Source organism: Mycolicibacterium sp. XJ879 (assembly GCF_053483935.1).
Genome location: NZ_JBEFTH010000003.1, coordinates 146573 through 171828, shown reverse-complemented (window position 1 = coordinate 171828; position 25256 = coordinate 146573). Strand labels below are relative to the sequence as shown.

At 66.4% G+C, this 25256-nt stretch carries 23 protein-coding genes; 14 read left to right on the top strand and 9 right to left on the bottom strand.

Going from position 1 to position 25256, the window contains the following annotated elements; genetic code table 11:
* The first annotated feature begins 38 nt into the window (after positions 1–38).
* A complete protein-coding gene (locus tag ABQF13_RS07965) occupies positions 39–2039 on the top strand; it encodes an AAA family ATPase (RefSeq protein ID WP_448392194.1) in 2001 nt (666 codons plus the stop codon).
* 774 nt (positions 2040–2813) lie between these two features.
* On the opposite strand, the gene ABQF13_RS07960 is transcribed toward ABQF13_RS07965, so the two are convergent.
* Positions 2814–3503, bottom strand: a complete 690-nt coding sequence (locus ABQF13_RS07960) for a TetR/AcrR family transcriptional regulator (protein ID WP_448392193.1) — start codon at positions 3501–3503, stop codon at positions 2814–2816.
* 76 nt (positions 3504–3579) lie between these two features.
* On the opposite strand from ABQF13_RS07960, the gene ABQF13_RS07955 reads away from it, so the two are divergent.
* The 4 genes from ABQF13_RS07955 (at position 3580) to ABQF13_RS07940 (ending at position 6752) form a co-directional block, all read left to right on the top strand.
* A complete protein-coding gene (locus ABQF13_RS07955; protein ID WP_448392192.1) occupies positions 3580–4305 on the top strand; it encodes a carboxymuconolactone decarboxylase family protein in 726 nt (241 codons plus the stop codon).
* Positions 4305–5138: a mycofactocin-coupled SDR family oxidoreductase gene (locus ABQF13_RS07950; RefSeq protein ID WP_448392661.1), complete on the top strand. Its 834-nt coding sequence runs from the start codon at positions 4305–4307 to the stop codon at positions 5136–5138. The genes ABQF13_RS07955 and ABQF13_RS07950 overlap by 1 nt, the downstream gene beginning before the upstream one ends.
* Positions 5135–5938, top strand: coding sequence for an SDR family oxidoreductase (locus ABQF13_RS07945; protein WP_448392191.1), 804 nt, complete (start codon positions 5135–5137; stop codon positions 5936–5938). Before ABQF13_RS07950 ends, ABQF13_RS07945 begins: the two co-directional genes overlap by 4 nt.
* Before the next feature lie 331 nt (positions 5939–6269).
* The gene (locus tag ABQF13_RS07940) at positions 6270–6752 is read left to right on the top strand and encodes a YflT domain-containing protein (RefSeq protein ID WP_448392190.1); all 483 of its coding nucleotides are present in this window, start codon (positions 6270–6272) and stop codon (positions 6750–6752) included.
* A gap of 98 nt (positions 6753–6850) precedes the next feature.
* On the opposite strand, the gene ABQF13_RS07935 is transcribed toward ABQF13_RS07940, so the two are convergent.
* Entirely contained in the window at positions 6851–7333 is a 483-nt protein-coding gene (locus tag ABQF13_RS07935; protein ID WP_448392189.1) for a hypothetical protein, read from the bottom strand.
* 144 nt (positions 7334–7477) lie between these two features.
* Here ABQF13_RS07935 and ABQF13_RS07930 point away from each other — a divergent pair, with 144 nt between their 5' ends.
* On the top strand, positions 7478–8350 hold the full coding sequence (locus ABQF13_RS07930) for a phytanoyl-CoA dioxygenase family protein (protein WP_448392188.1): 873 nt from the start codon (positions 7478–7480) through the stop codon (positions 8348–8350).
* On the opposite strand, the gene ABQF13_RS07925 is transcribed toward ABQF13_RS07930, so the two are convergent.
* The 3 genes from ABQF13_RS07925 to ABQF13_RS07915 form a co-directional block, all read right to left on the bottom strand.
* Entirely contained in the window at positions 8335–8754 is a 420-nt protein-coding gene (locus ABQF13_RS07925) for a hypothetical protein (protein ID WP_448392187.1), read from the bottom strand. The genes ABQF13_RS07930 and ABQF13_RS07925 overlap by 16 nt on opposite strands.
* Before the next feature lie 213 nt (positions 8755–8967).
* Positions 8968–9456, bottom strand: a complete 489-nt coding sequence (locus tag ABQF13_RS07920; protein ID WP_448392186.1) for a hypothetical protein — start codon at positions 9454–9456, stop codon at positions 8968–8970.
* Positions 9457–9499: 43 nt separating this feature from the next.
* Entirely contained in the window at positions 9500–9886 is a 387-nt protein-coding gene (locus ABQF13_RS07915) for a DUF2237 family protein (RefSeq protein ID WP_448392185.1), read from the bottom strand.
* Between the two features lie 62 nt (positions 9887–9948).
* Between ABQF13_RS07915 and ABQF13_RS07910 the strand changes: the two genes are divergently transcribed.
* Positions 9949–11199: a KasA/KasB family beta-ketoacyl-ACP synthase gene (locus ABQF13_RS07910; RefSeq protein ID WP_448392184.1), complete on the top strand. Its 1251-nt coding sequence runs from the start codon at positions 9949–9951 to the stop codon at positions 11197–11199.
* Between the two features lie 59 nt (positions 11200–11258).
* Here the strand turns inward: ABQF13_RS07910 and ABQF13_RS07905 are convergent, their stop codons facing one another.
* The 4 genes from ABQF13_RS07905 to ABQF13_RS07890 all read right to left on the bottom strand — a co-directional run bounded on the left by ABQF13_RS07905 (position 11259) and on the right by ABQF13_RS07890 (position 17210).
* Positions 11259–12152 (bottom strand): cyclopropane mycolic acid synthase family methyltransferase, encoded by an 894-nt coding sequence (locus tag ABQF13_RS07905; RefSeq protein ID WP_448392183.1) that lies wholly within the window; start codon positions 12150–12152, stop codon positions 11259–11261.
* Between the two features lie 71 nt (positions 12153–12223).
* Positions 12224–13159 carry a cyclopropane mycolic acid synthase family methyltransferase gene (locus tag ABQF13_RS07900; RefSeq protein ID WP_448392182.1) on the bottom strand — a complete coding sequence of 312 codons (936 nt, stop codon included), beginning with the start codon at positions 13157–13159 and terminating at the stop codon, positions 12224–12226.
* Between the two features lie 123 nt (positions 13160–13282).
* Positions 13283–15652: a flippase-like domain-containing protein gene (locus ABQF13_RS07895; protein WP_448392181.1), complete on the bottom strand. Its 2370-nt coding sequence runs from the start codon at positions 15650–15652 to the stop codon at positions 13283–13285.
* Between the two features lie 100 nt (positions 15653–15752).
* A complete protein-coding gene (locus ABQF13_RS07890) occupies positions 15753–17210 on the bottom strand; it encodes an aldehyde dehydrogenase family protein (RefSeq protein ID WP_448392180.1) in 1458 nt (485 codons plus the stop codon).
* Between the two features lie 121 nt (positions 17211–17331).
* On the opposite strand from ABQF13_RS07890, the gene ABQF13_RS07885 reads away from it, so the two are divergent.
* From ABQF13_RS07885 to ABQF13_RS07855, 7 genes are all read left to right on the top strand, one after another.
* Positions 17332–18324 (top strand): PQQ-dependent sugar dehydrogenase, encoded by a 993-nt coding sequence (locus ABQF13_RS07885; RefSeq protein ID WP_448392660.1) that lies wholly within the window; start codon positions 17332–17334, stop codon positions 18322–18324.
* 49 nt (positions 18325–18373) lie between these two features.
* Positions 18374–19768: a cytochrome P450 gene (locus tag ABQF13_RS07880; RefSeq protein WP_448392179.1), complete on the top strand. Its 1395-nt coding sequence runs from the start codon at positions 18374–18376 to the stop codon at positions 19766–19768.
* Positions 19769–20093: 325 nt separating this feature from the next.
* The gene (gene stpK7 / locus ABQF13_RS07875; protein ID WP_448392178.1) at positions 20094–21887 is read left to right on the top strand and encodes a serine/threonine protein kinase StpK7; all 1794 of its coding nucleotides are present in this window, start codon (positions 20094–20096) and stop codon (positions 21885–21887) included.
* A gap of 64 nt (positions 21888–21951) precedes the next feature.
* Positions 21952–22323 carry a hypothetical protein gene (locus ABQF13_RS07870; protein ID WP_448392177.1) on the top strand — a complete coding sequence of 124 codons (372 nt, stop codon included), beginning with the start codon at positions 21952–21954 and terminating at the stop codon, positions 22321–22323.
* A 161-nt stretch (positions 22324–22484) separates the two neighbouring features.
* Entirely contained in the window at positions 22485–24026 is a 1542-nt protein-coding gene (locus ABQF13_RS07865; RefSeq protein ID WP_448392176.1) for a serine/threonine-protein kinase, read from the top strand.
* A gap of 275 nt (positions 24027–24301) precedes the next feature.
* Positions 24302–24793 carry a DUF5994 family protein gene (locus ABQF13_RS07860; protein WP_448392175.1) on the top strand — a complete coding sequence of 164 codons (492 nt, stop codon included), beginning with the start codon at positions 24302–24304 and terminating at the stop codon, positions 24791–24793.
* Positions 24794–24916: 123 nt separating this feature from the next.
* A complete protein-coding gene (locus ABQF13_RS07855; RefSeq protein ID WP_069404468.1) occupies positions 24917–25120 on the top strand; it encodes a cold-shock protein in 204 nt (67 codons plus the stop codon).
* Positions 25121–25256: the final 136 nt, after the last annotated feature.

Below are 25256 nucleotides of genomic sequence, written 5' to 3'. Positions count from 1 at the left end.
ACTGGCCCACAAGGGACGGTAGGTTTCGGGCTGTGCGGATGTCCAGAATCAGTTTGGGTGGCTATAGGGCGGTCCCAGTCGAGGAGTTTGATGTCGGTCCTCTTACCGTGTTGTTCGGAAGGAACAACGTCGGCAAGACCTACATACTCGAAGCGATCTATGGCGTGCTTGCTCCACATGTGTTCTTCGATGAGAGCAACCGCATCCGTGATTTGCGTGCCGACACCGGCGCGTACGGGGCAGTCTATGTTGATCTTGAGCAGGGCTTGGAGTTCGATGATGCTGTCCTGACGTTGATCCCCGACAACGTGGACGGCGGCTACCTCCGGTTTCCAAGACTGCCGCAAGACCAGGTCTGCTATGCCAGCACTCCGGATAATACGAGCCTGCCCAACCCAGACTGGCAGCAGGAACTTTGGTTCGTGGACCTGCGCGATTACTGGACAAAGACCGATTTGGACGGGGAGATTCGCGACGATGTTTCGCCCGACGAGGTTCACCCGGTTGACGAGCGAACCCGACTGGTCGGCGCCGAGCCGCGTGTGCGGCCCGTGTTCCTAGGCTGGGAGTTTTCCGACGTTGACCGATGGGTGACCGCGGCAATCGCCGATCTGAGTGTCGTCCCGGACAGGTGGCAAGACACCGATGGGGGATTCCCCATCACCCACATTCCCGGCTCCCGTGGAGTTCTGATGCGGTTTCAGGGGGCGAAGTTAGATGAGGATGACCGCATCAAGGAGGCGGAAGCGCTGCTCGGCCGAAAGCGCACCCGCCTAGTGGTTGACCCCCATAGGGACGCCTGGCGTGTTCGTCCAGAGGTAGTCGCACGACTGGATCAGCTGGCCGCGTTGGCAACCGATCTTCTGCCCGACTTTCTAGACGGCCTGATCCGCACAGAACTTATAGTTCCGACCGAGTGGGCCGGTTCACCCCATGTCCGTGTGCAATACGTGGAGCGAGGAAGCGACAACGGGCATCCCATCAACGACTTCGGCAGGGGCGCCTCCCGGTGGCTATCCATCGCGCTCCAAGTGGCGATCCACATCATGGAAAAAGACTGGCTAACATCAGGCGTACTTGATGACGCGGGCAGGAGGTTTTCGGGTTCAGTTCTCCTGGTCGACGAACCTGAAGCACACCTTCACCCATCTGCGGTCGCGAGTGTGGTTCGTTGGTGTCGCCGCATGGTGAATGCCGGTTTTCAGGTTGTGGCCGCTTCGCACCACGAAGAGTTTCTGCGGACGACCGGCAGCGATGTGAGGTTCGTCAAAGTGACCCGTGGCGACGGAACTTGGACCGATGTAGCGGGAGAACTCCAAGATGCTGTGCTCACCCGCGCTCGCACCTTGTCGAGTGCAGCGACCCCCGTGTTGCAGGAACTAGCTGCCGAGGTCGGGATGCATCCTGCTGTGGCGCTGTCTCTCCGTCGTGCCGTCTTGTTCGTGGAGGGCACCCTCGATGAAGCGGTTCTCGACGAGTACGCCGGGCCGGCCCTCGACGCCGCCGGGGTGCTAATCGTCCCCATTCACGGCACGAAGAACCTCGAAGGTCTGATCGACTCCGAACTCACCGTCCGCTTGGGCATCAAGATGGGCATTCTGACGGATAACACCGTCACCGCCACGATGCATGAGCGCCCACGGAAGAGGCGATCAGGGGAAGAACGAAAAGTCATCAGGTTGATCAGGACGTTCGAGTCAAGGGGTTTGCCCTTGCCCACCGTCTTCGGGATTCCTGAAGATGACTTGCTGTTCGCGCTGCCGGCGGACGGCATCCGTCAGCACGCAGCAGGTTTAGCGCGAGGCAACTTGGCGGACTTTCCGGGCTGGCATGAGCTTGTTCAGGAGTGCCGCGACGCCCTCGGGGAAACCTCGCCGGCTTCCGCTCCCTGGAAGGAACACGCCCAGAAGCATTACGGACTGCCCATCGAATCGCCGGAAGGGGTGAGGCGCCTCGTCCGCGCCCTCGACTTGGCAGGGGTGGAGATGCCGTCCGTTCGTCGAGTAGTTGATCAGATCGTCGGCTGGGCTGGAAGGTAGGCCGTCGCGGCAGACCCACGTCTCGAAAGCGATGGGTTCTTGAGACTGGGGCGCACCGGGTTCGGTCTGCCATCCCAGCAGCGACGACACCGGTTCCCGACTGTCTAGAAAAGCTGTCCCATAACCGGTATTTCTCAAAACGAACACATGTACGGGTTAATGAGGCAGGGGAATGCAGTGGCGCACATGGGATCCGCGAGGGTTTCGACCGCCAACCAGAACATGGCGCTGCAACTCGACGCCCTCCGCGAGGCCGGAGTGGAGAAGGTCTTCCGCTACCAGGGGGTTCAGCGGATCCTTGTGCGCTCGCGACTTTCCCGCAGAATTGGTGGATGCGGGGTTGTGGTCGCACAATGCCGACTGGCAGGCCGATACCGACCTTGCCGCCGACCTGACTGCATCAGGTACAACGACCAACCCGTCGAGACTGTAATCGCCGTTCTCGATGCGCACCGCCGCGGTGAGTCCATCAATGCTGCTGCAAAGGGATCGGGGATCAACTTCCGGACTGTGAAGCGGACCATCGAAGCGGCTGGGTCGCGGTCGGAGGACCTGCGTCTCGGCAGACTGGCTTACCGGGCCAAAGGGTCTACCCCCTGCCCTCGTCACCCAGACGGTCCCCGGGGCGCCGGTCCGGAGGTGATGAGCGGCAGGCGCCAGCGCGTACTTCTGCGCGAATCATGTTGGGCCTCCCCAAAACCATCCCGGAAGGCCGTAGGCGCTCATATCTCTGCACTCGACGAGACCCCATGGGCCCCGAGCTCCGTCCGGGCCCTAAGGCAACGCCCGAAGCGCCACGCGGCGCGCCCGCGATCCCTTCAAAGCGGCGAGCGTCTCCTCCGAAGGTGCAGCCACCAGCAGCGCCACGAAATCGTCGAGCAAAGAGCTGACGTGCAATGCGTACAACGGAACCGGCAGCCCGAACGCACGGTATCGATGGCGGTCGGCGCAAGCGTGCACACACATCGCGGAGACTCTGTGGATCCGCTCCTCGCGGATGGGCCGCGGAATGTGCCTGGTGACATCGCTGACCCTCTTGACGTACTCCCGATGCGAGCGCTGATGCTCCGCGGGCAGGTTCGCGAGCGGACTGATCGACGAGTCGTAGCGCAGCAGCTGCTCCAAGAACGAGACGTAGAAGCAGTTCTCGTCCTCTGCCATCTCGATGAGCGGCAGCTGATGCGCCTCGATGATCGCGCGTAGGTCATCGGCGGGAGCCCGGGCAGCCAGCAGCCGGCGTCGCTGAGTCAACTCCTCGAGGCGGTGCAACAGAATCGCTTGTATCAGGCCGTCTTTCGACCCGAAGTGGTATTGGACCGCCGACTTGTTGGCCATGCCCGCATCGGTGCCGATCTGGCGCAGCGGAACACCGTCGAGGCCGCGCTGCGCGAACAACCGCTCGGCGGTGAGCACCAGTTGCTGCTTCGCCGACGGCTCCACCGGCACAGACACGGACCTGGACATGATGCCCAGAATCTCACACTGGACGAATTAAGTCTATGGACTTAGAGTTCAGTCGACCGACTCCTAGGGGGTGTTCATGGCCGACCCGGCATATCAGGACGTGATGATCGCTGATCCTGTCTTCGGGCCCGTCTGGGAACGACCGGGCCTCAGCAGACGAGATCGCCGGTTCGTCACCCTCACCTGTGTATGCGCCCTCGAGAGCGTTGACCACATGAACCAGCACATGTACGCCGCACTTGCCAGCGGTGACATCACCTACGACGAGATCCTCGAGTTCGTACTACAATTCGCCGTCTACTGCGGCTGGCCTCGGGCGTCCGAAGCCGAAGGAGCGGCTCGCAGCCAGTGGGCACGGTTGGCCGCCGAGCGCGGCGAGGAGGTCCCCCCGCGGCGCGATCTCCCGGTGGATTCTTTAGGGCCGACCGATCACCACGTTCGCCTCGACGAGGGCGAGAAGTGCTTCGTCGACGTCAACCTGCTTCCCGCGCCACCGCGCGACTCGCCGTACTTCCAGGCGGGCATCCTCGCGTTCGTCTTCGGCCACCTCTGGCAACGACCCGACCTCGGCCGTCGTGAGCGCCGCCTGATCACCGTCGCCGCCGTCGGGGTCTCGGGCGCGCTCGGGCCGATCTACTCACATGTCGGCGCGGCACTGGGGTCGGGTGACATCACCCGTGCGGAGATGAACGAAGTCATCCTGCAGTTCTCCGCCTACAGCGGGTTTCCCAAGGGCCGTCTCCTGCAGACGGCCGCCGACGACTCGTGGCGGCGGATCACGGCCGCCGCGAAAGGAGACTGATGTCGAAGCCACTCGAAGGCAAGGTCGCCTTCATCACCGGTGCCGCCCGGGGACAGGGCCGAGCTCACGCGGTGCGGCTGGCGCGCGACGGCGCCGACATCGTCGGCGTCGACATTTGCGAGAACATCGAGACGATGACATATCCGAACGCCACGCTTGACGACCTCGAGGAAACCGAACGGCTCGTCGAGAAAGAAGGCCGCCGCATGGTGGCGCGCAAAGGCGATGTCCGCAACCTCCACGGTATGCAGGCCGCGGTCGACGCTGGCGTCGGGCAATTCGGCCGCATCGACATCATCATTGCCAACGCCGGAATCGTCCGCCTCGCAGGTGAATCCGACGACTTCATGCAGGACTGGCAGAACGTCATCGATACCAACCTCACCGGCGTCTACCACACCATCCGGGCGGCTCTGCCCGTCATGCGCGACGGCAAGCGCGGCGGGTCGATCGTCATCACCAGCTCCACCGCGGGCCTGAAGGGCACCGCCTCACTTAACGCCAGCGGCAACGCCTACGCGGCTGCGAAGCGAGGCGTGGTGGCGCTGATGCAGAACCTCGCCAACTACCTTGCCCCGGAATGGATCCGCGTCAACACCATCCACCCCACCGGGGTCCTCAGCGGCATGACGCAGAACGACGCGATGAACGCGTTGATGGCGCAAGCGGCGGAAGGCGGCCAGAACGCGATCTCCGGCATGGAGAACGCACTTCCGTTGCCCATCCTCCAGCCCGAGGACGTCGCCAACGCCGTGGCCTTCCTCGTCTCCAAAGAGGCCAAGTTCATCACCGGCATTCAATGGCCGCTCGACGCCGGCTTCACGATCCGGTGAACCTGCAGGACGCCACCGCCGTTATCACCGGCGGAGCCAGCGGCATCGGCCGCGCGACCGCACACTCCCTGGCCACGCGAGGAGTGCGGGTCGTGGTCGCGGATGTTCACGCGGACAACGCCAATGACGCCTCGGCGCAACTACGAGAGAACGGTTACGCGGCCGAGGCGTTCGTATGCGACGTCGGAACCGATCACGCCTTTGCCGACCTCCGCGATTTCACTCTGGACCGGTTCGGCTCGGTCGATATCGTGATGAACAACGTCGGCGTACTGACCAGCGGTCGACCCGACCACATGCCGGTCGGTGAGTGGGAGCGGATTATCAATATCAACTTGATGTCCGTCGTGCGCAGCAACGCCGTCTTTCTCCCGCTTCTCATCGCGCAGGGCCATGGCCACATCGTGAACACCGCATCGTTCGCCGGTCTCTACACGTACTCGTACGACCGGATGCCCTACGCGGCGACGAAGGCCGCGATCGTCCAGATCTCAGAAGGACTCCGGCTTTATCTGCAGCCGCAGGGGATCGGTGTCACCGTGCTCTGCCCCGGCCCGGTGGCGACCAACATCCTCGCGACAATGCCCGCCGCCTTCGGTCCCAAGGTCCAAACCGGCTATCCCGGCGAACAATTTGAGATCCTTCGACCAGATGAGGTCGGCGAGCAGGTCGCCGAAGCCATCCTCAACGACACCTTCATGCTGTTCACCGACGATCAGGTTCGCGACGTCCTGGTCGAGCGCGCCTCGGACTGGAACTCCTTCATCGCCAAGCAGACGGAGAAGCTGGCTCGACGCTGAGGCGACCGCCCCGGCCGCATTCAACGTCGCGTGATGGCGCGGCTATCACCTCGGCCGCGGCGACGGGCGTCAGGGCGAGTTCGTCCGAAGGCGGTATTGCCTGCGCGACCATCGCTGCCACCGTCTGCACCAGGTTCATTCGAGCATTGCCAACTGGTAGCCCGGCATAGCGCAACCAGTGGGGTTCGTGGTCGCGGCAGGCCCCTTGTCATCTTGGGACGACTGACATCCGGCGCTCGCGAGCGCAGCCCTGCTCCCGTCCTCGCCGGTTTTGGGACTAATTGGGCGGGTACCCCGATGGCCGAAATCGACCTCACGGATCGGAGAAACCATGACGACCTCACCGGAACCCAACGCACGCCTGGAAACGACTGCCGAGGGTAGGCGGTCCCTGCTGGCGTCGTTCAACGACTATCTGTCGGCTCAGCAGCTGGTGGATCGGATGTCCGACGGTGGGTTTCCAGTCGAGCACGTACAGATCGTGGGCGAAGGCGTGAGCACGGTCGAAAGCGTCACCGGGCGCATGACGAAGGGCCGGGCGGCGCTGGCCGGCGCTGGTAGCGGTGCCTGGTTCGGTCTGCTGATCGGCCTACTGTTCGCCATCTTCGCCGTGGGGCCCCTGTGGATTTGGGTGGTGCTGATTGCGACGGTCATCGGCGCGTTCTGGGGCGCCGTGTTCGGCTTCGTCGCGCACTGGTCCACTCGCGGTCAGCGTGACTTCTCCAGCGTGCAGTCCTTGCAAGCCCAGCGCTACGACGTCTACGTCACCGAGCAGTACGCCGCCGATGCGGCCCGGTACGTGCGATCAGTCTGAAAACGGTTCGTCGGCGCTACGCTGAGCCGAAAATTGCACACCGGGCCGTTGCGCGACCGAATCAACAACCCTGTGTGCAAAATCGACGCAAGCGACGCTCACACAGGGGTGAACCGCACCGCCGCGAGGCGTTCACGCTGCACCACGTCGGCGAAATCCGCGACCGACGGTATGCCGCCGTCGCGGAACTTCAGACCCATCATCGACGGTGCGAGTCGGGGTCCCCAGTACTTCGCGCAGCGGTGGGACAACTCGGCAACTTGCGCGGTATCGGTCAGCAGTTCACCGCGCATCTTCGTCGTCCGCCCGTCGACCACCACGTCGCAGGTCGCCCCGCCGCGGAAGTTGTTCTTCCAGCCCGCCGATGTCAACGCGTACAGGCCACCGTCAATCTTGTGTGCGCTCACCGGGATTGAGTACTGCCTGCCGGTTTTGCGGCCGACGACGTCGACCATCATCATCCGGCTGCGCAGCGGTCCGGCCAGCGGCGTGCGCAGCAACTTGTCGAGTATTGGGTTCACGATCCGCAGCATCTTCTCCGGCGGATGCGCCGCGGTGACGGCGGGGGTCTGTTCAGCCATGGCTGTCACGCTATGACGTGCACGCCGCGTAGATCGGGTTCTCGCAAAAGTGACCGCGCCGGCCCAGCGTCTTGACCAGCGGTCCAGCGAGGTCCAATGTTGCCTACAGGCCGCCGAACGCATGTCGGCCGGTAAGGGACAGCCATGAGCATCGACGACGATCCGGTCAGCACGCTCGACGACCTGCGCAGCGATCTGGCGGGCCGGCACAAGTGGACACCCAGCAGCGGCGCCTCGGTGGACCCGGCGGTCGTCGACGCCGACATGGCGGCCATCGAGCGCGACGGCTACATCATCTGGGAGAACCTGCTCGACGCCGAAGAGTGCCGCCAGATCAAATCGACGGTCGCACCCTGGCTCTCACACACCGGGCGCAACTCGTTCGAGGGCCATCGCACCCAGCGCATCTACAGCCTCTTGAGTAGAACCCGCGTCTGCGACCGGCTCGTCGACCATCCGCGGGTGCTCGCGGTGCTCGACCGGTTGCTGATGAACAACTACCTGCTGTCGGCGCTGCAGGCCATCAACATCCAACCCGGCGAGACCGCGCAGCTGGCCCATCACGACGACGGGTTCTATCCGATACCGCGGCCCCGCGATCCCCTTGCGGCCGCGACTATTTGGGCGATCGACGACTTCACCGCAGACAACGGCGCCACCGTCCTCTATCCGGGCAGCCACCGCTGGGGAAGGCGCGGGCCCACGTCAGAGGATCTTGCGCACCCCGTCGTCATGCCCGCCGGATCCTGCGTCTTCTTCGTCGGCACACTCTGGCACGGCGGAGGCGCCAACAGCAGCGCTGCCGCGCGGCTGGCCGTCACCGCCCAGTACTGCCAGCCCTGGTTGCGGCCGATGGAGGCCTTCACGCTCTCGATATCACGGGACACCGCGCGCGAGGTCTCCGCGGACATCCGCCGCATGATCGGATACAGCGTGCATCCACCGTTCGTCGGCGCGGTCGACGGTCTGCATCCGCTGCGGCTGTTGGAGCAGCAGGATGGTCAGGCGGCGCGCTGATCCGTTCGCACACCCACCGAACCCGGGGAGGGGCCGGCGAGCACGTTGAACTTGATCGCGAAGATTTGCGCATCTCCGCTGGAACCGTACGAGTACGGGAGCCGACGGCGGATCTCGCAGCCCGCGTTCTCGATGATGACGTGGACCTCGTCGGCGTCGTGCCCGGGCGGTGCAGTGGTGGTGGCTGTCGCGGTGAGCCCGGCGAGGGGAAACCTCTGGGCCTCCGGACCGGACCCGACGAGCAGGTGTGTGCGGGTCAGTCGTAGATCGTCAAAGGACAACAGGACACCGTCGGCGTGATCGCGCCGGCGTTGTCGTCGCTCCACCACGTACGCCAACGCCATCATGACCGCCATGGGTACGACCAGCACGCCGATCCACGCGGGACTCAATGTCGGATCCATCGCTCCCCCCCTTCAAGCGGATCTCTCGATCCAGTTGAATTCAATATAGCGTGACCCCCATCACAGCACGATTTGGTAACAGCATGACCGGAATGGAAATATTCAAACTTATTTTTTCGGCTCCCGCGGGTTGCCTACACGTGGTCAGACGCACGGCACGTACCCGAGGGTATGGCCGACCGCGCACCGCTTGTATGTAAGCGGCGCTGACCCTCAGTTTCTCGGCGTCAGCCGGATCGCCGCGAAACGCTCCCGCGCCACCGCATCGGCGAACTCCTCGAGCGTCGGGATGCGGCTGTGGTCGCGGAACTTCATGCCCAGCGACATCTGTGCGCGTTTGGCGCCGTAGGCCTGCGCGCAGCGCCGGCAGATGTCGGCGACGTCGGCAGGTTCGGTGATCAGCTCACCGTGTACCCGGACGATCGACCCGGCGTGCTGCACCGTGGCGTTGGCGCCGCCGCGGAAGTTGTTCTTCCACGGCGCGCTGGTCAGCGCATAGTAAACGCCGTCAATTTGATGCGCGCTCAACGGAAACGAGAACCTGCGCCTGCTTTTGCGTCCGGTGACCGTCAGCACGATCATCTGCTGGCGCATCGAACCGATCAGGGGCGTGTGCATCAGCAGCCGCATCGTCGGGTTGGCCACCCGCAGCAGACGCTCCGGGGGATTGGACAGCGTGACCGCGGGTACATCGTCAGCCATGCGCTCACGGTACGGCCTCACCGCCACCGCGTCGCGCCGATCGTCAAAGGTCACCGAGGTCGTCGGGCACGTCGACGGCGTGCTCGCGCAGCGCCTCCAACGGCACCACCTCCAGCGTGCGTTCGTGGGTGCACGCCAACACCACCGGCGCCGCCGCGCCGTCCCGATACGCCCGCAACCAGTTCACCGCGGTGACGCACCACCGGTCACCCGGCTTGAGCCCCGGAAACCGGAACTCCGGCCGAGGCGTCGACAGGTCGTTGCCGATGGCGCGCTGGTGATCGAGAAACGGGCCGGTCACCACCGCGCAGATGGTGTGCCTGCCGATGTCTTCCGGACCGGTCGAACAGCACCCGTCGCGGTAGAAGCCAGTCATCGGCTCGGTGCCGCACGGCTCGAGCGGACCACCAATCACATTGCGCTCAGTCACCTAATCTCGCCTCCGCAGCATCCGGGTTCTAATCTAAACGTTGGCATGGAGGAGCACCTGGTATGGCTTCGCTGATGACCGGCGACGGGCTTCCCGGTGTTGTGATCACCGCGGTGGCCACAACGACCGCGCTGGCGCCCGACGCCGAACAGACGTGGCAGCAACTGCTGCAGGGCGACAGTGGAATCCGCGCGCTCGACAAGTGGTTCGTCGGCGAATACGAATCACCGGTCCGCATCGGCGGACAGCTTCGCGAGGACTTCGACGATCAACTCAACCGCGTCGAGAAACGCCGGATGGCGTTCATGCAGAAGATGTCCACCCTGCTCGGACGCCGGCTGTGGGAGGTCGCCGGTTCCCCAGAAGTCGACACCAGGCGGTTGATGGTCTCGGTCGGGTTGGCGCTCGGCTCGACCGAGGAGATCCCGGCCCAGTACGACTCGTGGAAACAGAAAGGGCTGCGGGCGGTTTCGCCGCTGGCCGTGCAGATGTACATGCCCAACTCGGCGGCCGCGGCGCTCGGACTGGACCATCAGGCCAAGGCGGGGATCATGTCGCCGGTGATGGCCGACGCCTCCGGCGCAGCGGCCATCGGCCAGGCCTGGCGCCACATCGTGTTCGACGACGCCGATGTGGCGATCTGCGGCGGCGTGGAAACCGAGATCGAGGCGGTGCCGGTCGCGGCGTTCATTCAGCAGGGCGCGATGTCCACCAACAACGCCGACCCGGCGGGCGCCTGCCGCCCGTTCGCCAAGAACCGCGACGGCATGGTGCTCGGCGAAGGCGGGGCGCTACTGCTCGTCGAGCGAGAGGAGCACGCCAAAGCGCGTGGCGCGCGCATCCTGGCGCGGCTGATGGGCGCGGCGATGACGTCGGACGGCTACGACGCCCTCGAGCCCGAACCCTCGGGGGAGCGCGCAGGCGATGCGATCAGCCGCGCCATCGAGGTGGCGGGGCTGACGCCCACCGACGTCGACCACATCAACGCCCACGCCTGCGGAACCCGCGTCGGCGACCTCGCCGAGGCGCGAGCCATCGGTCGCGCACTCGGCGCGCACAAACCCGCCGTGTACGCATCGAAGGCGGCGCTGGGTCACTCACTGGGCGCCGCCGGAGCGGTCGAAGCCGCGCTGACCGTGCAGACGCTGCGCGACGGCGTGGTGCCGCCGACCCTCAACTACACCGAACCCGACCCCGAGATCGACCTCGACGTCGTCGCAGGCGGTCCGCGCCGCGGCGACTACCGCTACGCGATCAGCACCTCGTTCGGGTTCGGCGGCTACAACGTCGCGCTGGTGTTCGGCGCGCCCTAATAGAGCGATTTGTGTGCGCTTGCGCGCGCTCAGCGCGCGTAAACGCACACAAATCGCTATTACTTGACGAGGGTGAACTGCCCGACCTCACAGATGCCGCGCTCGAAGAAGTCCGCGCAGCCGGTCAGGTAGTGCATGTAGCGCTGGTAGATCTCCTCCGACGTCACCGCGACGGCCTCGTCGTGGTGCGCCTCCAGCGCGTCGGCCCAGGTGCGCAGGGTCCGCACATAGTGCGGGTTCAGCTTGTCGAGTTCCTGCAGCGTGAAGCCGGCGTCCCGGGAGAAGTCGATGACATCCTCGTCGCACGGCACGGCACCCCCGGGGAAGATCTCCTTGGCGATGAACCGCATGAACTTCAAGTCGCTCATGACGATCGGGATGCCCATCTCCGGCCACCGCTTGAGCGGGTGTCCCATGATGGTCTGCAGCAGCAGCCGGCCGTCGCTGGGCATGACGCGGTAGCACGTTTCGAAAAACGCCTTGTACTTCGACTTGGGCCACGCCTCGAACGCCTCGATGCTGACGATGCGGTCGACGCGGCCGTCGAACTCCTCCCAGCCCCGCAGATGCACCTGCCGCGAGCGCTCGGTGTCGAGTCCCGCCAACATCTCGCTGGCGAACGCGCGCTGGTTCTTGCTCAGCGTCAAACCGACGACGTTGACGTCGTACTTCTCGACCGCCCGCTTCATCACCGAGCCCCAACCGCACCCGACGTCGAGCAGCGTCATACCCGGTTGCAGATCCAGCTTTCCGAGAGCCAGGTCGATCTTGGCCAGCTGCGCCTCTTCGAGCGTCATGTCGTCACGCTGGAAGTAGGCGCTGCTGTAGGTGCGCGACGGGTCTTGGAACAACCCGAAGAACTCGTTGGATAGGTCGTAATGGGCCTGAACATCTTCGTAGGCTGGCCGCATATCCGTCGAGATCTTCGTCGAGCCCGACCTGCTCTCCGACATCCGCGTTCGGCTCCTTCAGCTATGGGGTGCGCAATTGACGCACTTTGTATATCTCACTTTTCGTAAATCGGCTAAACGCCTGCCTTCTCACACGTGAACTGGCAGACGTCGGTGTAACCGTCGCGGAACAGGTCAGCGCAGCCGGTCAGATACTTGTAGAACCGCTCGTAGATCTCCTCGGACGTGATGGAAATCGCCTCGTCCTTGTGGGCTTCGAGGTTGGCCGCCCAGGTGTCCAGCGTCTTGACGTAGTGGGGCTGCAGGTGCTGCTCGCGCGTGACCGTATAGCCGGCCTTGACGGCGTGATCCCGGACCATCGAGGCCAGCGGCAGCCGCCCGCCGGGATAGATCTCGTCCATGATGAACTTGATGAAGCGCACATTGGACATGGTCAGCGGCAGACCCTTGGCTTTGATCTCTTCGTCTTCCGGAATGATGATCGTGTGTAGCAGCATCGCGCCGTCATCGGGCAGCCAGTTGAACGTCTTCTTGAAGTAGTCGTCGTACTTGTTGAACCCGAAGTGCTCGAAGGCCCCGATCGACACGATCCGGTCGACGCGGCCCTCGAACTCCTCCCACGGCTGCAGCCGCACCTCCATGTTTCGCTTGCTCTTCGAGTTGGCGAACCAGTGGTTCTCGATGTGCTCTTTTTGGTTCTCCGACAGGGTCAGTCCGATCACGTTGACGTCGTAGCGGTCGACCGCCCGCATGATGGTGGAACCCCAGCCGCAGCCGATGTCCAGCAACGTCATACCCGGCTGCAGTCCCAACTTGCCGAGGGCCAGGTCGACCTTGGCCATCTGGGCCTCTTCGAGCGTCATGTCGTCGCGTTCGAAGTAAGCGCAGCTGTACGTCTGGGTCGGGTCCTGCCACAGCTTGAAGAAATCGTTGGAGATGTCGTAGTGGAACTGGACTTCCTTCTTGTCTGAGCCGCGGGTCTGAGCCGCCGACTTCGACAGCCACTTGGACTCTGGCTGGCCGGTCCCTGCGCTTGATTGATCTGTCATCGTCACCCTTTACCGAATGTGGCGGTTGGTCTTGCTCGTTCGCGCAGCTGTTCTCGACACGATGAGTCGACAGTACCCGTTGTGGGGGTGGTGTTGGAACGGCCCCGCCGACGCGTCGACCTGCTAAATTCGTGCGTTTTTCGTCATCCAGCGCATCACCTGCCACCCGGCGAACACCGGCAGCCAAATCGTCAGGACGCGGTAGAGCAGCACGGCGGGCACCGCGGTCGCGGCAGGCATTCCGAACGCCGCCAAACCACCGATCAGCGCGGCCTCGACGGCGCCGACGCCACCGGGGGTGGGGGCCGCCGACGCGAGCGTCCCGCCCACCATCGTCACCACGGTGACGGTGATGAACGACGTGTCCCCGCCGAACGCCGCCACCGCCGCCCACAAGGCGAATGCGTTACCCAGCGTCGTCGCCGCACAGCCCGCGACGATGATCGCAAGACGCCTGGGCTCGCGGGCCAGTTCGGTGAGGTGGCCGACCATCTCCTGCAGCCGCGGGCGCACCGCGGTGGCCAGCCATCGCCGCAGCTTGGGCACCAGCAAGAAGGTGCCGACCAGGCCCAGCGCCACCCCGGCGACCAGGTACAGCACCGCGATGTCGGGGACGAAGCGACCCAGATCCGCCGACGCTCCGGCCGCGGTGCTGAACAGGATCAGCAGCCCGATGTGGGTGATCACCTGCACCGACTGTTGCAGTGCGACGGCGGTGGTGGCCCTCATCGGGCTGACGCCGCCCTTCTGCAGGTAGCGCGCGGACAGCGCCAGGCCGCCGACGCCGGCCGGGGTGGTGGTCGCAGCGAACTTGTTGGCGACCTGCATGACGGTCAGCCCGCGCAGCGTGACCAGGCCGTCGGCGCAGGCCCAAAGTGCCGCCGCCGCACCGATATACGTCAGCCCCGATGCCGCCAGCCCGACCAGCGCCCACCACCAGTTGGCGGTGCGCAGTTCGGTGACGAAGGTCGGCACCGAGCTGATGAACGGATAGGCGACGTACACCAGCGCGATCAGCAGCACCAGCTGGATGATCTGGCTGCGGGTGAACCGGGTGACCGTCTCGGCGCGGATCTCGTCGACGCGGGTTTGCCGCTTGACCTCGTCGCGCGCTTCCGAGATCACCGCGCCGGCGTCCTCGATCGGTTGCCGGATATGTTGGGGCACTGCGGCTTTCGTGAGCCGCCGGGATGCGTTGAGCACCGCGTCCTTGCCGAACGAGTCGATGGCGGCGCGCACGGCCGACGGTGCGTCGTACAGGTCGGATGTGGTGACCAGCAGCTGGGCGACGTCGGAGCGCAACTGGGCGTCGGTGGCGCCGTACTCGGCCCGCTCGAACCCGCCGAACAGCACCTCGTCGTCGGCGACGGTGATCTTGCTGGCACGCAGGTCGCCGTGGGAGATCTGGCAGTCGTGCAGCGACCGCAACGACTCCCACACGCGGCCGACGGGGATGGTGTCTTCGTCGATCGGGGCGCCGCGGGCGGGGGTGTGGGCGTAGAGCGTCCAGCCGCGGTCGAGGGCGGCGACGCTGATCGTCGAGGTGTTGGCGAGGCCGAGTTGTCCGATCGCGATGGCCATCAACGCGCGGTGTTCCACTTGGCGGCGCATGGAGGCATGCAGCGGGGCGGTTTCGCGGTCGCGTAATCGCAGCTTGAGCCACAGCTGGCGGAGCACACCGCCGCCGCGCTGGTGCGGCCCGTACAGCTCCATCACCGCTGATGACTTCTGGTCCACACATGTCGCGAGCATCACCAGCGGCCCGGCGCCCGCGGGCCGCACCACGGTCAGCCCCGTGACCACGCAGCCGCGTCGTGCCATCGCGCGCACGGCGCCATCCAGGGGCACCTCCAGGCCGGGGGTTCCGACGACGAGCACCACCAGCGCGCCGACGAACCAGCCGACGGCCAGCCCGAACAGCGATCGTGCGGGCACGATCGCGCTGATCAACAGGTGGATCGGCACGAACGCCAACAGCAGCGCCCACCACCAGCGCCGCCAACGCGCAGGCAACCACGGTCCCGAGACGGTCAGCACCGCGACCAGCATCGCGATCCAGCGCGGATCGTCGACGAACTGCGAGGTCACCGAATCGAGGCGCTCGGACAGGTCGAAGTGCCAGCGCGGCGCGGCCAGGCCGTCACCGGTCACCGACAGCGCCAGCCCCGCGATGGCCGCAGCGGCCGCGTACGCGCCGAGCAGCTTCCACTGCCGCGACACGATCAGGCCGACCAGGATCAGAAACGGCAGCGCCACCAGCGCGATGCCGTAGGCGATGTACACCAGGTTGGCCTGGGTGGGGGTGAGCACCCCGACGATCCCGGAGATCGACTGCTCCAGCGCCACCCACTCGTAGCGGGTGACCAGCGAGCTGAAGATGACGATCGCCAGAAACAGCCCCGACAGGATGACCCGCAGAATGTCGTTGGTCCGCCGGGTCAGCGGCTGCAGGAGGCTGCCGGAAACGGCGATCTCCCGCCCGTCAACGCGCATGTCTCCACGATCTTTCGTATCCGGCGCCGCATAGGTAGCGACTCGCCGTCAACCTAGCCGGATTCCGATCTAGGGGAGTGAACGACGCGGGGGCGTCTGGTCAGATCGCGTACTGGCGGGGGGTGTGCTGCACCGACACCCAGTGGTCGGTGGTGAACTCGTCGATCGCCCACTGGCCGCCGAAGCGGCCGATGCCTGAGGCCTTCTCACCACCGAATGCGGTGTTGGCGTCGTCGTTGACCGGTGAGTCGTTGACATGGGTCATGCCGGCGTCGATCTGGCGACCGAAGCGCACCGCGCGCTCGACGTCGCGGCTGAACACCGCCGACGACAGACCGTATTCGGTGTCATTGGCCAGTCGCAGCGCGTCCTGGTCGTCCTCGGCGCGCACGATCGTGATCACCGGGCCGAAGACCTCCTCGCGCGCGGTCGCGACGTCGTTGCTGCCGGTCAGGACGTGCGGCGGCAGGCACTGCCCGGTGGGGCCGAACGGTTCGCCGCCGAGCAACACCTCGGCGCCGTCGTCGCCGGCGCGCGCAAGCTTGTCTTGGATCGACTCCACCTGCGAGGAGTTGATGATCGGCCCGAGATGGTTGGCCGGATCGCTCGGATCGCCGACGCGCAGTTCGCGAACCTGTTTGACGAACTGGTCGACGAAATCATCGTGCACGGCGGCGTCGACGATGATCCGGTTGGCGATCATGCAGACCTGGCCCTGGTGGAACAGCGAGCCGAACACCGCGGCGCGCACCGCCAGGTCGAGGTCGGCGTCGTCGAACACGACGAACGGGCCGTTGCCGCCCAACTCCAGCGCCAGGTGCTTGAGGCCGGCCTTGGCCGCGATACCTTCCCCGACCGGCGTCGACCCGGTGAACGAGACGACCCGCGGCGCAGGGTGCGTCACGATCGCGTCGCCGATGTCTGAGCCCGAGCCGACCACCACGCTCAACAACCCGGGCGGCAACCCGGCTTCCTCGAAGATGCGGGCCAGCAGCAGCCCGCCGGTCACCGGGGTGTCGCCGGCGGGTTTGAGGACCACGGCGTTGCCGACGGCCAGTGCGGGTGCCACCGACCGGTTCGACAACTGCATCGGAAAGTTCCACGGTGAGATGACGGCGACGACGCCGACCGGGCCGCGGTAGACCCGGCTTTCCTTACCGGGGATGTCCGACGGCATGATGCGGCCCTCGACGTGGTGCGGCATGGTCGCGGCCTCCCACAGCACCGAGCGCACCAGGCCGTACTCGAGTTCGGCCTTGGCGACGGTGCCCCCGGTCTCGCGGATCAGCCAGCCGGTGATCTCGTCTTTGCGCGCGGCCATCACGTCGGCGGCGTTGCGCATCACCTCGGCGCGCGCCGCCGGCGGCTGCGATGCCCAATCGCGTTGCTGCGCAACAGCGGTCGAATAGGCCTCGTTCAGGTCGTCGGCGTCGGCCTGCGGGATCTCGGCCAGCGTGTCGCCGCTGTAGGGGTCGGTGTCCTCGCGGGTCTTGCCCGACGACCCGGCGCGCCAGCGCTGGCCGATCGGCATCGTGTCGAAGGCCGGGTAGGTGCTCACCACACAGCCGTACCCGGTCTGTGCCGCCTTATGCGGGTCGTTTGACGTGCCCGGGCGCGGGAACTCGGGGCGCATGAAGCTCACCGGGAAGGTGGCGGTCGCGCTCGGAGCGGTTTTCGCGATGGTGGCCGTCGCCTGCGGCGGCGACGCCGACGGCCAACCCGATCCCGCCGGGCCGCGCGATGTCGCCACCAACCTCGACGTGCCGTGGGGCATCGCGTTCCTACCCGACAGCAGTGCGTTGATCGCCGAACGCAACAGCGGCGCCATCCACCACCTGTCGCTGTCCGGAACGGTGAACCAGGTCGGTGCGGTCGATGGTGTCGCGGCGCGCGGGGAGGGCGGGCTGCTGGGACTGGTCACCGTCGGCCAAACCGTCTACGCCTACATCACCACCGCACAGGACAACCGGGTGGTGCGGATGAGCTTCGACGGCGCCGCGCTCTCCGAGCAGGCACCGATCTTTACCGGCATCCCGGCGGGCACGATCCACAACGGCGGTCGCATCGCGCTGGGCCCGGACGGCAAGCTCTACGTGGCCACCGGTGAGCGCGGTGATCCCGGTCTGGCGCAGGACCCGTCGTCGTTGGGCGGCAAGATCCTGCGGATCAACCTCGACGGGTCGATCCCGCCGGACAACCCGGATCCGGCATCGCCGATGTGGTCGTTGGGCCACCGCAACATTCAGGGGCTGGCCTGGGATGCGGCCGGCCGGATGTGGGCCACCGAGTTCGGCGCCAACCGCATCGACGAGCTCAACCTGATCGAGCCGGGCGGCAACTACGGCTGGCCGATGGCCGAGGGCCGCGCCGGCACCGAAGGTCTGATCGACCCGGTGGTGCAGTGGGGTGTCGATGAGGCATCGCCGTCCGGGCTGGCGTCTTTCGGCGGCGCGCTGTGGGTCGCGGCGTTGCGCGGTGAGCGGCTGTTCCGGATACCGGTCGGCGCCGACGGCGGACTTGGTGAGCCGGAGTCGCTGTTCGTGGGCCGGTTCGGGCGGCTGCGGACGGTGGTCGCCGCACCCGATGGCGCGTTGTGGTTCACCACCAGCAACCGCGACGGGCGGGGGACCCCGCGCGACGGCGACGACCGGATCCTGCTGTATCAGCCGTGATCGAACGAACCCGTTCCATGTCGCGACGGGAACTCGTAGCCTATTAGGCATGAGTGGAACAAGCCGGGCAGGGTTGCCGCCGGGACCGCCGATTCCCTCGTTCATCCAGCTCATGGCCATGGCGCGGTGCTGGGGACCGTTCGTGGCCGCGTGCCGGCGCCGCTACGGCGACGTCTTCACGCTGCGCAACTCGATGATGGGCCCGATGGTGTACCTGTCCGACCCGGACGACATCAAGACGGTGTTCGCCGGTGATCCGCGGATTTTCCATGCCGGGGAAGCGAATTCGATGTTGCGCGGGCTGCTCGGGGACAGTTCGGTGCTGGTGGTCGACGGCGACGCGCACCGCGAGCGTCGTCGGCTGATGATGGCGCCGTTCCATCGCGACGCGGTCGCGCGTCAGGCGGCGACCATGGCCGAGATCGCCGCGGAGAACATCGCGGGCTGGCCGGTGGGCCGGCCGTTCGCGGTGGCGCCGAAGATGGCCGAGATCACGCTGGAGGTCATTTTGCGCACGGTGATCGGCGCCAGCGACCCGGCCCGGCTGGCGGCGCTGCGCGCGGTGATGCCGCGGCTGCTCGACGTCGGCCCGTGGCAGTCGGTCGCGCTGGCCAAGCCGCATCTGCTGCAGCGCCGGCCGTGGCGGCGGTTGCGCGAACACATCGCCGAAGCCGACCGGCTGCTGTACGAGGAGATTGCCGAACGGCGCGCCGACCCAGAGTTGGCGTCGCGCACCGACGCGCTGGCGATGCTGGTGCAGGCCGGTGCTGAGGACGGTACGGCGATGAGCGACAAGCAATTACGCGATCAGCTGATCACGCTGCTGGCCGCCGGCCACGACACCACCGCGACCGGGTTGTCGTGGGCGCTGGAACGGTTGACGCGCCATCCCGAGGTGCTGGCCAAGGCGGTGGCCGCGGCGGACTCCGGCGACGACGAGTACCTGGACGCGGTGGCCAAGGAGACGCTGCGGGTGCGGCCGGTGGTGCCCGACGTCGGTCGCATCATCAAGGAACCGGTCGAGATCGCCGGCTATCGGTTGCCGGCCGGGGTGATGGTGGTGCCGAGCATCACGCTGGTGCACTCGAGCGCGTCGGTCTATCCGCGGCCCGAGGACTTCGATCCGGAGCGGATGGTGGGTGCGACGCTGAGCCCGACGACCTGGCTGCCGTTCGGCGGCGGCAATCGGCGTTGTCTCGGTGCGACTTTTGCGCTGACCGAGATGTGCGTGGTGCTGCGCGAGGTCTTGCGTCGTGTCGAGTTGGCCACCACGACGGAGGCCGATGAGAAGGTGCGGCTGCGGCACGTCATCTTCGCGCCGAAACGCGGCGCCCGGATCACGGTGCGATCCCGCCGCGCGCGCGACCCGCTTTCCAGTGACGGCGCCGAGGAGCGGTCTGCCGCCGTCTCCAGAGGTGCGGTCTCGAGAGGCACTGTGACCTAACTGCCAAGCTATGCGCGACAAATTCGCTCAAGTTACGTGGCGCAGTAGTAGGTGAGCGAAGAATTCGCGCATAGCTTGGCACTTCACTAGGTGTCCCCCGGAGAGCCATCCATGCAGATCGTCGCGCCGCGGGCACGTATCAGACCGTATGGACGCTGGGCGAGCTGCGGGTTTCCAACGTCACGCTCACGCTGCCGACCGCGGACGCGGTCCTGGTGAAAGCGGCCTGATCGCATCCGCGAATGGCACGCGCGGCCACATTGCTGGCAAACGTGTTGTAGTTTCGATCGACACAGCGACGCGGGGCACGCTGCGAGGAGTGAGGGTGGACGCGACACCATTCGGGCACTATCAACTGCAGCAGTTGATCGGCCGGGGCGGAATGGGTGAGGTCTATCGCGCCTACGACACCCGTACCGACCGCGTCGTCGCGCTCAAGCTGCTGCCGGTCGCGATGGCCGCCGACGAGACGTTTCAGCAACGGTTCCGGCGCGAATCTCAAGCTGCCGCCGGCCTCAACGATCCGCACGTGGTGCCGATCCACGGCTTCGGCGAGATCGACGGCCGCCTCTACCTGGACATGCGCCTGATCGAGGGCCGCAACCTCGGCACCATGCTCGCCGACGGGCCCAACCCGCTGGAGCCGGCGCTGGCGGTCAGCATCGTCGAACAGCTCGCGTCGGCGCTGGACGCCGCGCACGCAACGGGCCTGATCCACCGCGACGTCAAACCGTCGAACATCTTGCTCACCGACCGAGACTTCGTGTACCTCATCGACTTCGGGCTCGCCCGCTCGGCCGGCGAACAAGGGTTGACGACGGCGGGCAGCACCCTGGGCACGATGGCCTACATGGCCCCCGAGCGTTTCGAGGGCAAACCCGTCGACCCGACCGCCGACATCTACGCGCTTGCTTGTGTGCTCTACGAGTGCCTGACCGGGGTGCGGCCGTACCCCGCCGAAACGCTCGAACAGCAGATCGCCGCGCATGTGAGCAAGGAGGTGCCGCGCCCGTCGGCCACCGATCCCGGGCTCGCCGCGTTCGACGACGTCATCGCCAAGGGCATGGCCAAGAAGCCCGGTAAGCGGTTCCAGAGCGCGGGCGCGCTGGCCGATGCCGCGCGCCGGGCGCTCAACGCGCCGGTGCGGATGGCAGGCAGCGGCCGCCACGCCGCACGGCGCACCCCGGGCATGTCCAGGCGGGTGCTCGCGGTGGCCGGTGCCGTGGTGCTGGTGGCCGCGCTGGGCACCTTCGGCGTCTGGCAGTGGCGCGGCGGCAACGGGGGCGAGGCGACGCCGGCCTCCATGGCCGAGGGCTCGTCGACGGCGACGCCCGAGGCCGTCCCGGGTGCGGTGCAGTCGATCGCGGCGACGGTGCCCGAGGACATCCGGTCGACGGGCCGGCTGATCGTCGGCGTCAACGTGCCTTACTCACCAAACGAATTCAAGGACGCCGACGGGCAGATCGTCGGATTCGACGTCGACCTGATGAACGCAATCGCCCGCACGCTTGGCCTGGTGCCGGAGTACCGCGAGACCGCGTTCGAGGCGATCTTCCCGTCGGTGCGGGCCGGCGATTTCAACGTGGGGATGTCGTCGTTCACCGACACCAGGGAACGTCAGCAGTCGGTGGACTTCGTCAACTACTTCGAGGCAGGCACGCTGTGGGCGCAGCAGGCCGGCTCCTCGGTGGATCCCGATAACGCGTGCGGCCTGCGCGTCGGCGTGTCGTACGCGTCGCTGCAGGAGACCGCGGAGATCCCGGCCAAGAGCGCGGCGTGTGAGGCCGCGGGCATGGCCGGGATCGAGAAGGCCGTCTACGTCAGCCAGGACGACCTCAACACGGCGCTGATCAACGGTGAGGTCGACGCGATGTCGGCCGATTCGCCGGTGACCGGGTTCGCCATCAAGACCTCTGGCGGCGCGCTGGAGGCAGCAGGGCAGGTGTTCGACTCCGCGCTCTACGGCTGGCCGGTGGCCAAGGGATCGGCGCTGGCCGAGTCGCTGCGGCTGGCGCTGGAACACCTGATCGAGACCGGTGAGTACCGCACCATCGCCACGATGTGGGGGGTGGAGAAGGGCATGATCGACCAGCCGTCGATCAACGGCGCGACGAAGTAACGTTTCGTGCTCCCGGCCGCCGGGAATTCGTCGGCTTTCACCGCCGACACCGCTGGGAGCGCTGATGAGCGAACCGACCAACCGAGCTGTGCGAATCGCGATCGGCGCGGCCGCCGTCGTGGTGGCCGCCTCCTTGGCCGCGTGCGGTAGCGAAGAGCAACCACAGGACACCACCACGACGACGACCACCACCACCGCGACCACCACGGCGTCGCCGACGCCGACGCAGCCCCCGGCGCCGACGACCCAGGAGCAGGCGCCGGTCACCACGTCGCCCGTCGCACCCGCCGGGCCGCCCGCCGCGCCGCCTGCCGGTGCGCCGCCGGCCGAGGAGCCCGACGAGGGCCCGAGCCGGGTAACCCGCGCACCAGATGTCAGCGCGTCGCCGCCGGTCACCGCGCCCAACCCGAACGCCACCGAGGAAGAGTCCGGCTGAGTTTCCGTTCAGCGAGAGTGCCAAACCACCTGTGCGGCATACAGTTTGGTAGTGTCGGGCGCTCATCACGTTAGGTCCGAGCGCGCGGCGGGAACCCTGTCGACGCTGCCAATTGACCTGCACAGTCGCTGCCGCACGCGGTTGAACGGAAAGGATTTGATGTGAGTTCCCCGAACGGCGACTCTCGTCTGGGCACCCGGTTCGGGTCCTACGAGCTGCAGTCTCTGATCGGGGTCGGGGGCATGGGCGAGGTGTATCGGGCATACGACACCGCCCGGGACCGCATGGTGGCGATCAAGCTGCTGCGGCCGGATTTGGCGTCGGATCCGACGTTTCAGGAGCGGTTCCGCCGCGAATCCCGCGTCGCGGCCCGGCTGCAGGAGCCCCACGTCATCCCGGTGCACGACTTCGGCGCGATCGACGGGGTGCTCTACATCGACATGCGGCTGGTGGAGGGCGCCAGCCTCAAGGAGGTACTGCGTAACGCCGGCGCGCTGCCGCCGACGCGGGCGGTGTCGATCATCACCCAGGTGGCCTCGGCGCTGGACGCCGCGCACGCCAGCGGGCTGGTGCACCGCGATATCAAGCCGGAAAACATCCTGCTCACCCCCGAGGATTTCGCCTACCTCGTCGACTTTGGCATCGCGCACGGCAGCGGCGAGGCGAACGTGACGATGACGGGGCTGCTGATCGGCTCCAGCGCCTATATGGCGCCCGAACGGTTCAACGGGGAACGCGGCGGCCCGGCGTCGGATGTGTACTCGCTGACGTGTCTGCTGTATGAGGCCCTGACCGGCCGCGCACCGTTCGAGGCGGCCGATCTGCGCCAGGTCATCACCGCGCACCTGTTCAACCCGCCCCCGCGACCGAGCATCATGCGCAGGGGGATCAGCCGGGCCTTCGACGACGTCATCGCCCGCGGTGTGGCCAAGAAACCCACCGACCGCTACGCCTCGGCCGGGGAGCTGGCCAAGGCGGCCGCCGCGGCGCTCGATCAACCGCCCGCCGCGGCGCCGACGCCGGCGCCGGCGCCCGTGCCGCCTGCGCCGCCATCGACGCGGCAGTTCCCGGCGGGCTATCCGCACCCGGCGGCGACGGGCCAGCCGCCGTACGCGCCGCCGCGGCCGGCGCGTCGGTCACGGTTCAGCCGGGCCCAGATGGCGCTGCTGATCGGCACCGTCGTGATGTTCACCGCGGCAGTGGTGTTGGCCGCGGTGCTGGTGTTCACCGACGGGGGCGGCAGCCAACCGCAGACCAGGCTCGCAGTCCCGCCGCCGGCGGGCCCGGAGCCCACCTCACCGACCACAACCGCCACCACCACGACACCCACCACCACGTCACCGACGACGACGCCGTCGCCGAGCGGGGCGCCGATCGCCGGGGTGTCGGGCACCGATTCGCTCGGCTTCGTGGGCCGTTCGGCGCGCTGTGACAGCGGGGACGAACCGGCGGCGGCGATCCGCACGGCGAATTCGCTTGCGATCGTGTGCGAAACGTCGCCGGGAGACTTCTACTACCGCGGCGAACGGCTGAGCGACGGCGCCAGCCTGCAACTCGGCAACGCCGTGCCATCCGGGACCGGGTTTGTCGCGGTCAACCCGGCCGACGGGGCTCGCTACGAGGTGCGCCCCGACATGTTGACCATCTCCAGTAACCGCGGCGTGGACTCCAGAGAACCGGCATTGGAGTTCGGTTCGAGTTAGTGCCCGTGTAGGCTGGGGGTAGACCGGCTCCGGTCAGCAGCGCTTCGACACCCGCTTCGGGAGACGATCTGCCTGCGATTTCGATTGCCCTTCGCTCGACGGTCCGTTGGCCGAAGCGCACCATACTTGAGGACTTGTTTTATGAAGTCGTCCGAACTTTTTTCACATCTCGATGAATCCGAGCCCATCGCGAACACCAGCGGAAAAGACGAACCGGTGACGAACCCGGTGTTCTCCGATCGGCCGCAGCGGAATCCGTCTGTAACGACGTCGTCATGAACGGCTTGACGGGTACACCGCGACTTGCCCGGCCCGTCAGGCTCGTACTCGCGCCCATGTTGGGCGCGGACATCGACGGTGCGTGGTGGCCGCATACCGGCTCGACGGCCCGTGAATTACCGCAACTGATCAGCGTGCTGCATCGACCGCTCGGAGAGATCGTCGACATCTGCGTGAACTGGTCGGCCACCGAGGGGGCGTTGGACCTGAATTCAATCCTGACCAGTGCGCGGCCCAAGGCCCCCGCCGAACATCGGCGGCACCGACTGATGCGGATCGTGGGCCGTACGGCCGAAGCCAAGCTTCTCATCGTGCCGCATATGACGACGCCGGTATTGGGCAACCTGGTGATGCGGTGCGCATCGGGCAGGCCGCTCGTCGGGTCTGAACGCGAGAGCCAGTGGTGTGACGCGGCCGAAAGCGTACTTCGGGACGCAAATGCCGAGAGCGCCCTGTGGACCAGCCGGATGGCCAGCGCCGCTATGTAAAGCATTAGCGCACAACGCATTCCTTGCGGCGATTTATCGTCGATAGGTCAATGGCGGCGGTTGCTGCTATCCTGACCACGGATGTCCTCTGACATCCGTTCAGAATGAGAGAAGTTGGAAAGTATGACACAGGGAACCGTGAAATGGTTCAACGAAGACAAGGGCTTCGGCTTCATCGCTCCTGATGGAGCCTCGAATGACGTGTTCGTCCACTACAGCGAAATTCGCGGTGACGGCTACCGGACACTGACCGAAAACCAGCGCGTCCAGTTCGACATCGAACAGGGCAACAAGGGTCCGCAGGCAGTCGGAGTGACGGCCGTCTAGCGAGTACATCGTTCGTTGTGGGCTGGCGGTTTTCCGCCAGCCCACAATGCATTTCGGGACCCATTGAGGTGCCCTGGCGTACACTGGCGGCATCGGCGGTACGTCGCGCACGAGGATCTGATCCGTGTGCATCGCC